We start from the raw sequence: 8,211 nt of genomic DNA, 5'->3' as shown, positions 1-8,211 counted from the left end.
GTACGCATCATCAGTGCGTCGGCAAAGCCGCGCAGCAGCATCACCAGCGCCACGATGATGTACATCACGCCGATCTTCTTGTGGTCGACCGAAGTCAGCCACTCTTTCCACAGATAGCCCCATTTGCCGAACTTGGTGATGGCGGCAATGATAGCCAGGCCGAGCAGGCCAGCGCCCGAGAGCGCCCCCATGATGATGGGCTCATGGAAGGGTATTGCTTCCAGAGTCAGTTTTCCGAACATTGCTTGATTACTCCTTGACTGCTGCGGGTGCGCACAGGCTCTTGCTCAGCGCTGCCAGCTGGCTGACGCTCAGGCCGGACTCCATGGCGGTCTGGTGACCGGCCATGTACTTGTTCAGCACGCCGTAGAACAGGCCTGGGGTGACGGTAGAGAAGTACTGCACCGGATTGTTCTCGCTCTGCTTCAGCAGCTCGGCATAGTTGGCCGCGTCCAGCGGCTTGCCGGCACGTGCTTTTTGAACCCAGCTGTCGAACTCGGCCTGGCTGTTCATGGCCAGTGCCTTGAACTTCATGCCGGAGAAACCGGCGCCGCTGTAGTTGGCCGACATGCCGTCATAGCTGCCGGCTTCGTTGGCGATCAGGTGCAGCTTGGTCTGCATGCCGGCCATCGAATAGATCTGGCCGCCCAGCTGCGGAATGAAGAACGAGTTCATGGCCGCATCGGAGGTGATCTTGAAGTTCACCGGGGTATTGGCCGGGAACGCCAGTTCATTGACGGAAGCGATGTTCAGGTCCGGATAGATGAACAGCCATTTCCAGTCCAGCGACACCACCTGCACGTTGATCGGCTTCACGGTGGAATCCAGTTCGCGGTACGGGTCCAGCTTGTGGGTGCTGTTCCAGGTCACGATGGCGAGGAAAGTCACGATGATGATCGGGATGATCCACACCACGGCTTCGATCTTGCCGGAGTGTGCCCACTTCGGGGTGTAGGTAGCGCTTTCGTTGCTGGCGCGGTATTTCCAGGCAAAGGCGATGGTCATCACGATGACCGGCACCACCACCAGCAGCATCAGAAGCGTTGCCGTGATGATCAGGGATTTTTCGTCGGCGGCTACCTGGCCTTTGGGGTCGAGAATGCCCCCCTTGCAGCCGGCTAGCAGGGCGGTGATACCAAGCCCTAGCCATCTTGAGATGTGTGGAAGTGTGCGTTTTATCATCCTGCGACCTTGGTGGTTTTAAACGAAACTTGCAGTGGGTACCGCAGCGGGCGGTACGACAGGCCGGGAAGGTAATGCACGCGGAGGGGAAAGCGGGACGAAAGCAGCCGGAAGGGCAACGCACCGGTTCACCGCCGCGGGCATTAGGCCCGGCGGCTGTCCAAACCTGATGGCATGACAGCGAACATTCGCTGCCCGACTGGAAAACAGATCCTAGACAGGAGCAAGTCGCGGCCTGGTGGGGTGCGCTGCGCCTGCCATGCCTGATAGCGGCTGGCGGAAAGAGTCAGGTACTTCGCTTAAACGATGAGAAAGCGAATGGAATGGGTGGTCATTCCATCCTTGGCATAACTGGACGGGCGCGATTGAAAACGATTTCCCGGCCCGGCTCAAGGGGGGTGGGCTAGATATCGATACAAAAATAGGCAGCTAGCAACCGGTTTGTATGCTGCTCTGCAGCAAGCCATTGAAAAATTTGTGACTATGCTGTTGGTTTTATTTCTCAATGTTACAAACCGTTACAAAAAAAAATCATGGAAATGCGTTTGTCACCATGATCCAGATCAGGTGATTTGCATAACAGGACGAAAAGTTCGCCCTTGTTTGATCCTGGTCGAAAAAAACGGCCGCGCTAGGCGCGGCCGTTTTTGCACGGAACCGGTTCAGTGTCCGGCTTTATCGCCCGGCGGGATCAGGAAGTCTTTGGGGCGACGGATCGCCAGCCGCAGCACTGCCGGCAACAGCGGCAAGGCATCAGTGCCTTTCAGCTTGCGCGCGCGCAGCGCCACCCACAAAGCGAGGGTGAAGCTGACCAGCAAGTTGACCACGCCGATCAGCACAACGCCGGTCACCGCCCACAACGCCATGTCTGCTGGCACATGGTAGTCGTAGCTGACGGCAGCGTAGGACAGGTAGGCCGATGAAAAGGTGATGTGGCGGATGTCCAGCGGCATGCCCAGCAGGAAACCGATGGTGCCGGTGATGCCGAGAAACAGGCCGAAATAGAAATTGCCGGCCAGCCCGCCAAGATTGTGCTCGACGTAACGCGCCAGCTTGCGGGTGCGCTGCTCGCCCAGCAGACGCTTCAGCCACGGCAATGCGGCCAACCGTTGCGGAATCTGCCGGTAGATGGCCTTGTTGTCGTAGTAGCCGGCAATCAGGCCGGCGAGGAACAGGTATACCCCGGCAATGGCGGCATGCAGCAAGGCCAGGCTGTCGATCGGGTTCTGGTCGTGCAGCAGATGGGCGGCCTTGTCCAGGTCGATCACCGGGCTGCCGGCGACAGCGCGCCAGCACACCGCAATCAGCCACGCCACCGGAATCGCCACCAGCACATTGCCAAGGATCGCCACCAACTGGGTGCGCAACACCTTGGCCACCAGCTCGGCCAGCTCCTTCATCTGCGGCTTGCCATTGGACTGATGGATTACCGCGGCGATGCGCGCGGCTGTCATCGCCGGCTGCTTGGTGGCGATGGTGAAATGCAGCACATGCACCAGCATGAAGCCCAGCGCGTAATTGAGGCCGAATGCCAGCGCCTCCCAGATCAGCGGCAGGTGCAGCTTGGCCAGCAGCAGCTTGAACAGTGCCATGAAGCCGACAATCAAGCCGGCGCCCATCGCCGCCCTGGCCATGTCCTTCCATTCGCTACGGTTCTCGGCAATGTAGTGTTCGCCGTGGCGCCCGGCGTGCTCGGTTACCTGCCGCGCCAGCAGTTCGGTATTGCTGGTAAACACATCGCGCACGCTGTACTTGCGGTTTTCCGCCCCCACCAGTTCCGCCAGCAGGCAGAACAGGGTGCCATCTCGCGCCGGGCTGACGCTCTGGTCCAGCAGCCGCAAAATGGTGCGCAAGCGTTCGATATGTTGTGCCAGTCGCTGCAGGTGATAGGTCAGGCTGACCGACACGCCGCGTTCGCCGGCTACCTTGCGCAGCCGGCTGATCAGTTGCTCGCACTGGGTCAGCAGCACCTGCATCTGCTTGTCGTCTTCCGGCTGCAGATCGGGATTTGCCAGCGACTGACGGGCAGACTCGACAAAGTGCGAAGCCTCGGCCGACAGGTGCAGAAAGGGCGATTCGAAACGCTCGATATCCGGATACACCCGCACCAGCTCCGGCTCCAGCCCGATGGCGGTGATGCGGGCGGTCAGCACCTGCACGGCCTCCAGTAGCTGCAAGCGGGTGGGACTGGCGGCGGCCAACGGTTCTTCATCCCAGTTCAATGCCTGCCATAGTTCCTGCCACACGCCGGGCTCGACCGCCCCTACCCAGCGATAGTCTTCCTTGCCGGAAAAAATCACGCCGAACTGGTCGGCCAGATGGCTGCTGGAGCGGGCCGGGGGCAACATGCGCTCGCCAATGCGCCGCTTGATGGCCTGCGAAAATGCCTCGTTGGAAAGCAGGCCGGTATCGGTATACAGCTGTACCTGGCGCGATTGCGCCATTAGTGCCAGTAGCGCCTGGCGTAAGGCCGCGCGACGGCCGCTGTCGCGGGTCAGCAAATAGGTCAGGGCGCGCAGGTTGCTGGTGGCCTGCACGAAGTCGCCGGCATCGTCCGGGCGCAGCAAGTCCAGCAGCGCGGCCAGGGCGGCGACAGGAGATTCATCCGGCTGGCGCGTGGCCAGCTTGTCGAGCAAATGATCCATGCGGTATCCAGAATTGTTTATGTGACACCCGTCATGACGGGCAAGCTTGCCTGATGCAAGCGACGTGCCGGTTACAGGCCGGCACGCAGGAGGTAAGCGCCAGAGCTGGCGTTATGTTAAAGAGGGCTAGCCAGCCAGTTGGTTCAGATTTTGTGCATTATGCATGCAAGCTTGTTAAAAAACATGCGGCCAACCTGGTGCCAGGTTGGCCGCATCAGTCATGCCGCAGCGGATTAATCGAACTGCAGCTGACCGGCGCGCGACTCCACCATGATGGTGGATTTGGGCGGGTATTTGCCGGCCAGTATCGCCTTGGCCAGCGGGTTCTCGATCTCGCTCTGGATGGCGCGCTTCAGTGGCCGGGCGCCGTACACCGGATCGAAACCGGCATCGGCGATCAGGCTCAGTGCCTCGTCGCTGACCTGCAGGCTGATATCCAGCTTGGCCAGCCGCTCTTCCAAACGCTTCAGCTGGATGCGGGCGATGGACTTGATCTGTGCTTCGCCCAGGCTGTGGAACACCACCATCTCGTCGATACGGTTAATGAACTCCGGCCGGAAGTGCGACTTCACCTCGGCCAGCACCGCCAGCTTCACTACCTGGTAGTCGTCGCTGGCCATGCTCTGGATGTGCTGACTGCCCATATTGGAGGTCATCACGATCACCGTGTTCTTGAAGTCCACGGTACGGCCCTGGCCATCGGTCAGGCGGCCGTCGTCCAGCACCTGCAGCAGCACGTTGAACACGTCCGGATGCGCTTTTTCCACTTCGTCCAGTAGGATCACACTGTACGGTTTGCGCCGCACCTGCTCGGTGAGCATGCCGCCTTCCTCGTAACCGACGTAGCCCGGCGGGGCGCCGATCAGCCGTGCCACCGAATGCTTCTCCATGTACTCGGACATGTCGATGCGGATCAGGTGCTCCTCGCTATCGAACAGGAAGCCGGCCAGCGCCTTGCACAGCTCGGTCTTGCCCACGCCGGTGGGGCCGAGGAACAGGAAGGAACCATACGGACGGTTGGGGTCGGCGAGGCCGGAGCGCGAACGGCGGATGGCATCGGCCACCACGGTCACTGCCTCGTTCTGGCCCACCACGCGCTGGTGCAGCACTTCTTCCATGTGCAGCAGTTTTTCGCGCTCGCCGGTCAGCATCTTGGAGACCGGAATGCCGGTCATGCGCGAGATCACCTCGGCAATTTCCTCGGCGCCGACCTGGGTGCGCAGCAGGCGGTTGGGCTTGCTGTCGCCACTGCCGGCGGCCTCGGCTTCCTTGAGCCGGCCTTCCAGTTGCGGCAGCTTGCCGTACTGCAACTCGGCCAGCTTCTGCCAGTTGCCCTGGCGCTTGAGCTCTTCCATTTCCACCTTCAAGCGCTCGATCTCTTCCTTGATCGACTGGCTACCCTGCTGGGTGGCTTTCTCGGCCTTCCAGATTTCCTCCAGGTCGGCGTAGTCGCGTGACAGCGTCTCGATTTCCTCTTCGATCAGCTGCAGGCGCTTTTTCGAGGCTTCGTCGGTTTCGCGTCGCACCGCCTCGCGCTCGATCTTCAGCTGGATCAGGCGACGGTCGAGCTTGTCCATTTCTTCCGGCTTGGAATCCAGCTCCATCTTGATGCGGCTGGCGGCCTCGTCGATCAGGTCGATGGCCTTGTCCGGCAGGAAACGGTCGGTAATGTAGCGGTGGCTCAGCTCGGCGGCGGCCACGATGGCCGGGTCGGTAATGTCCACACCGTGGTGAATCTCGTACTTTTCCTGCAGCCCGCGCAGGATGGCGATGGTGTCCTCCACTGTCGGCTCGTCCACCAGTACCTTCTGGAAGCGGCGCTCCAGCGCGGCATCCTTCTCGATGTACTTGCGGTATTCATCCAGCGTGGTGGCGCCAAGGCAGTGCAGCTCGCCGCGCGCCAGCGCCGGCTTGAGCATATTGCCGGCGTCCATGGCGCCATCGGCCTTGCCGGCGCCGACCATGGTGTGGATCTCGTCGATGAACAGGATGATGTTGCCTTCATCCTTGGCGATGTCGTTCAGCACCGCTTTCAGCCGCTCCTCGAACTCGCCGCGGAACTTGGCGCCGGCGATCAGGCCGGCCATGTCCAGCACCAGCAGCTTCTTGTGCTTCAAGCTTTCCGGTACTTCGCCGTTGACGATGCGCTGCGCCAGACCTTCCACGATGGCGGTCTTGCCGACACCAGGCTCGCCGATCAGCACCGGGTTGTTCTTGGTGCGGCGCTGCAGTACCTGGATGGCGCGGCGGATTTCGTCGTCGCGACCGATGACCGGGTCCAGCTTGCCGGCACGGGCGCGCTCGGTCAGGTCGAGGGTGAATTTTTTCAACGCTTCACGCTGGCTTTCGGCATCGGCGCTGCCGACGTTTTCGCCGCCGCGCACAGCTTCCACCGCAGCATGAATGGCCGCGCTGTTGCCGCCATGCTGCTTCAGCAGGCGGCCGGTTTCGCCCTTGTCTTCCGCCAGCACCAGCAGAAACAGCTCGCTGGCGATGAACTGGTCGCCGCGCTTCATCGCCGCCTTGTCGGTGAGGTTGAGCAGGTTGCCCAGCTCGCGCGATACGGTGATTTCACCGCCGGTACCGGTGACTTTCGGCAGCCGTGCGGTAGCATCGCGCAGGCTGGTTTTCAGCGCGCCGGTATTGACGCCGGCACGGGCCAGCAAGCTGCCGACACCGCTGTCCGCATCGTCCAGCATGGCCAGCAATACGTGCTGCGCCTCGATATAGGCATTGTCTTCACCTAGCGCCAGGCTTTGCGCCTCGGCCAGCGCTTGTTGAAACTTGGTGGTCAGTTTTTCGAATCGCATTCCATGCTCCTCGTGTAAAGCTTGAATACCTGCAAGTTTGGGAGGAGGTTGCCGGATTTCAAGCGCCTGCCATGCAACCGCGCGGCTATTGCCGTGTGGTTTGATCGTAGACAAAAAAATGGCCCGCGCTGTCGGCGGGCCGGCTGTAAAGGTTGGCCGCATGCGGCCAACCCCTGATAGCGGTCATTTTTGCTTGCGGATCAAGCCGCGCAACAGGAAGCGGCTGGGGTGAATGGCATCCATGATCGGCTTGGGCAGCGGCAATGGCTCGTCCTCCAGCAGGCTGGCCAGTACTTCGCCACACAGTGGTGCGGTAACCATGCCGCGAGAGCCGTGCGCGGTGCTGACAAACAAGCCGGGAATGTCTGGTGCGGGCGCATCGGGTTGCAGGGTGGCATCGCGCGACAGCATGCCATAGCACGCGGCAAACGCTTCGCGGTCGACCAGTGGCCCGGCGATCGGCAGGTAGTCCGGGCTGGTGCAGCGCAACGCCGCGCGGCCGCTGCATTGTTCCGGCTGCAAGCTGTCGCCACCCAGCGCCTGATACAGCGAGGGCGCCATCTCTGCCAGCATGGTCAGGTTTTCCTGATGCTCGCCTGGCGTAGTGCCGTCAGCAACCTGCTCGAACTTGAAGGTGGCGCCAAAGCAGTGGCTGCCATGGCGGGCCGGCGAGATATAGCCCTCACCGCAGACCACCGCCTGTAGCGCGGCGCTGTCAGCGGTTGCCGGCAGCACCGAGACTTGGCCGCGAATGGCCTTCAGCGGCAGGTGATCGGCGGCCGCTAATTGCCGGACATCGTTGGCATTGGCCAGTACCGCGATACTTGCCGAGGCCAATTCGTCGCGTGGGCCATTTGCCACCCACTCGCCCGACAGCGGATTGCGCGTCAGTTCAGTCACCTCGACGCCCAATTGCAGCCGGATGTTGGGGTGCGAGAGCAGTTTTTGCACCAGTGCCGGCGGATGCAACCAGCCGCTTTGCGGGAAATACAAGGCAGACTGAGCGAGCGGGACGCCGGCGAGGGTGCTGGCTTCGTCGGCATCGACGGCGCGCAGCACTTCCTGCGGCAAGCCGGCTGCGGCCAACCCCTGCTGGCGTTTGACTTCGCCGGCATCGTGCGCCAGCTGCAATACACCGCAGGGTTGCCAGCTAGCTTCGCCTGCCGGCAACAGCGCATGCAGGCTACGCAGGCTGTAGCTGTAGCCGGATAACAGCAGGCGGGTGAGCGGGGTGAAGTGTGGCGACAGCTTGGTATACAGCACGCCTTGCGGATTGCCGGAGGCCTCGCTTGCCGGCTGCTGATGGCGATCAAGCACGGTTACCTGCCAGCCTCGCACCGCCAGACTGTAGGCCACGCTGGCACCGGCAATGCCGGCGCCGATCACCAGCGCACTGCGCGCTTTACTGTCCGCTGGTGCCGGCCGGGCATACCACGGAGCCTGCCAGCCGGTGTTCGGCATGGTGGCAAGTTGGCCGCGGCACATTTCACGTTTGCGGCCATGCCCTGCAACCTTTTCTACACTGAAACCTGCCGCGGCAAGTCCGCGGCGTACGCTGCCGGCACAGGTAAACG

Annotated in this window: 5 protein-coding genes; all 5 read right to left on the bottom strand. The window is 61.8% G+C overall.

Features of this window, described 5'->3' with window-relative positions; all coding sequences use genetic code 11:
* A partial coding sequence (locus tag HU218_RS05825) for a hypothetical protein (RefSeq protein WP_246210731.1) occupies nucleotides 1-191 on the bottom strand: 191 nt, incomplete at its 3' end.
* Between the two features lie 58 nt (nucleotides 192-249).
* Complete coding sequence (gene cyoA, locus HU218_RS05820) at nucleotides 250-1,182, bottom strand: ubiquinol oxidase subunit II (protein WP_174873999.1); 933 nt, start codon at nucleotides 1,180-1,182, stop codon at nucleotides 250-252.
* A gap of 662 nt (nucleotides 1,183-1,844) precedes the next feature.
* Complete coding sequence (locus HU218_RS05815; RefSeq protein ID WP_174873998.1) at nucleotides 1,845-3,827, bottom strand: site-specific recombinase; 1,983 nt, start codon at nucleotides 3,825-3,827, stop codon at nucleotides 1,845-1,847.
* A 233-nt stretch (nucleotides 3,828-4,060) separates the two neighbouring features.
* Complete coding sequence (gene clpB, locus HU218_RS05810; RefSeq protein WP_174873997.1) at nucleotides 4,061-6,637, bottom strand: ATP-dependent chaperone ClpB; 2,577 nt, start codon at nucleotides 6,635-6,637, stop codon at nucleotides 4,061-4,063.
* 183 nt (nucleotides 6,638-6,820) lie between these two features.
* On the bottom strand, nucleotides 6,821-8,211 hold a 1,391-nt coding region (gene mnmC1, locus HU218_RS05805), incomplete at its 5' end, for an FAD-dependent 5-carboxymethylaminomethyl-2-thiouridine(34) oxidoreductase MnmC1 (RefSeq protein ID WP_174873996.1).

Source organism: Vogesella oryzae (assembly GCF_902829295.1).
Taxonomy (GTDB): domain Bacteria; phylum Pseudomonadota; class Gammaproteobacteria; order Burkholderiales; family Chromobacteriaceae; genus Vogesella; species Vogesella oryzae.
This window is presented reverse-complemented; position numbering and strand designations above follow the sequence as displayed.

Excerpts from the sequence above, each read along its gene's own strand:
- cyoA (WP_174873999.1), bottom strand. The coding sequence starts at position 1,182 with ATGATAAAACGCACACTTCCACACATCTCAAGATGGCTAGGGCTTGGT.
- HU218_RS05815 (WP_174873998.1), bottom strand. The coding sequence starts at position 3,827 with ATGGATCATTTGCTCGACAAGCTGGCCACGCGCCAGCCGGATGAATCT.
- clpB (WP_174873997.1), bottom strand. The coding sequence starts at position 6,637 with ATGCGATTCGAAAAACTGACCACCAAGTTTCAACAAGCGCTGGCCGAG.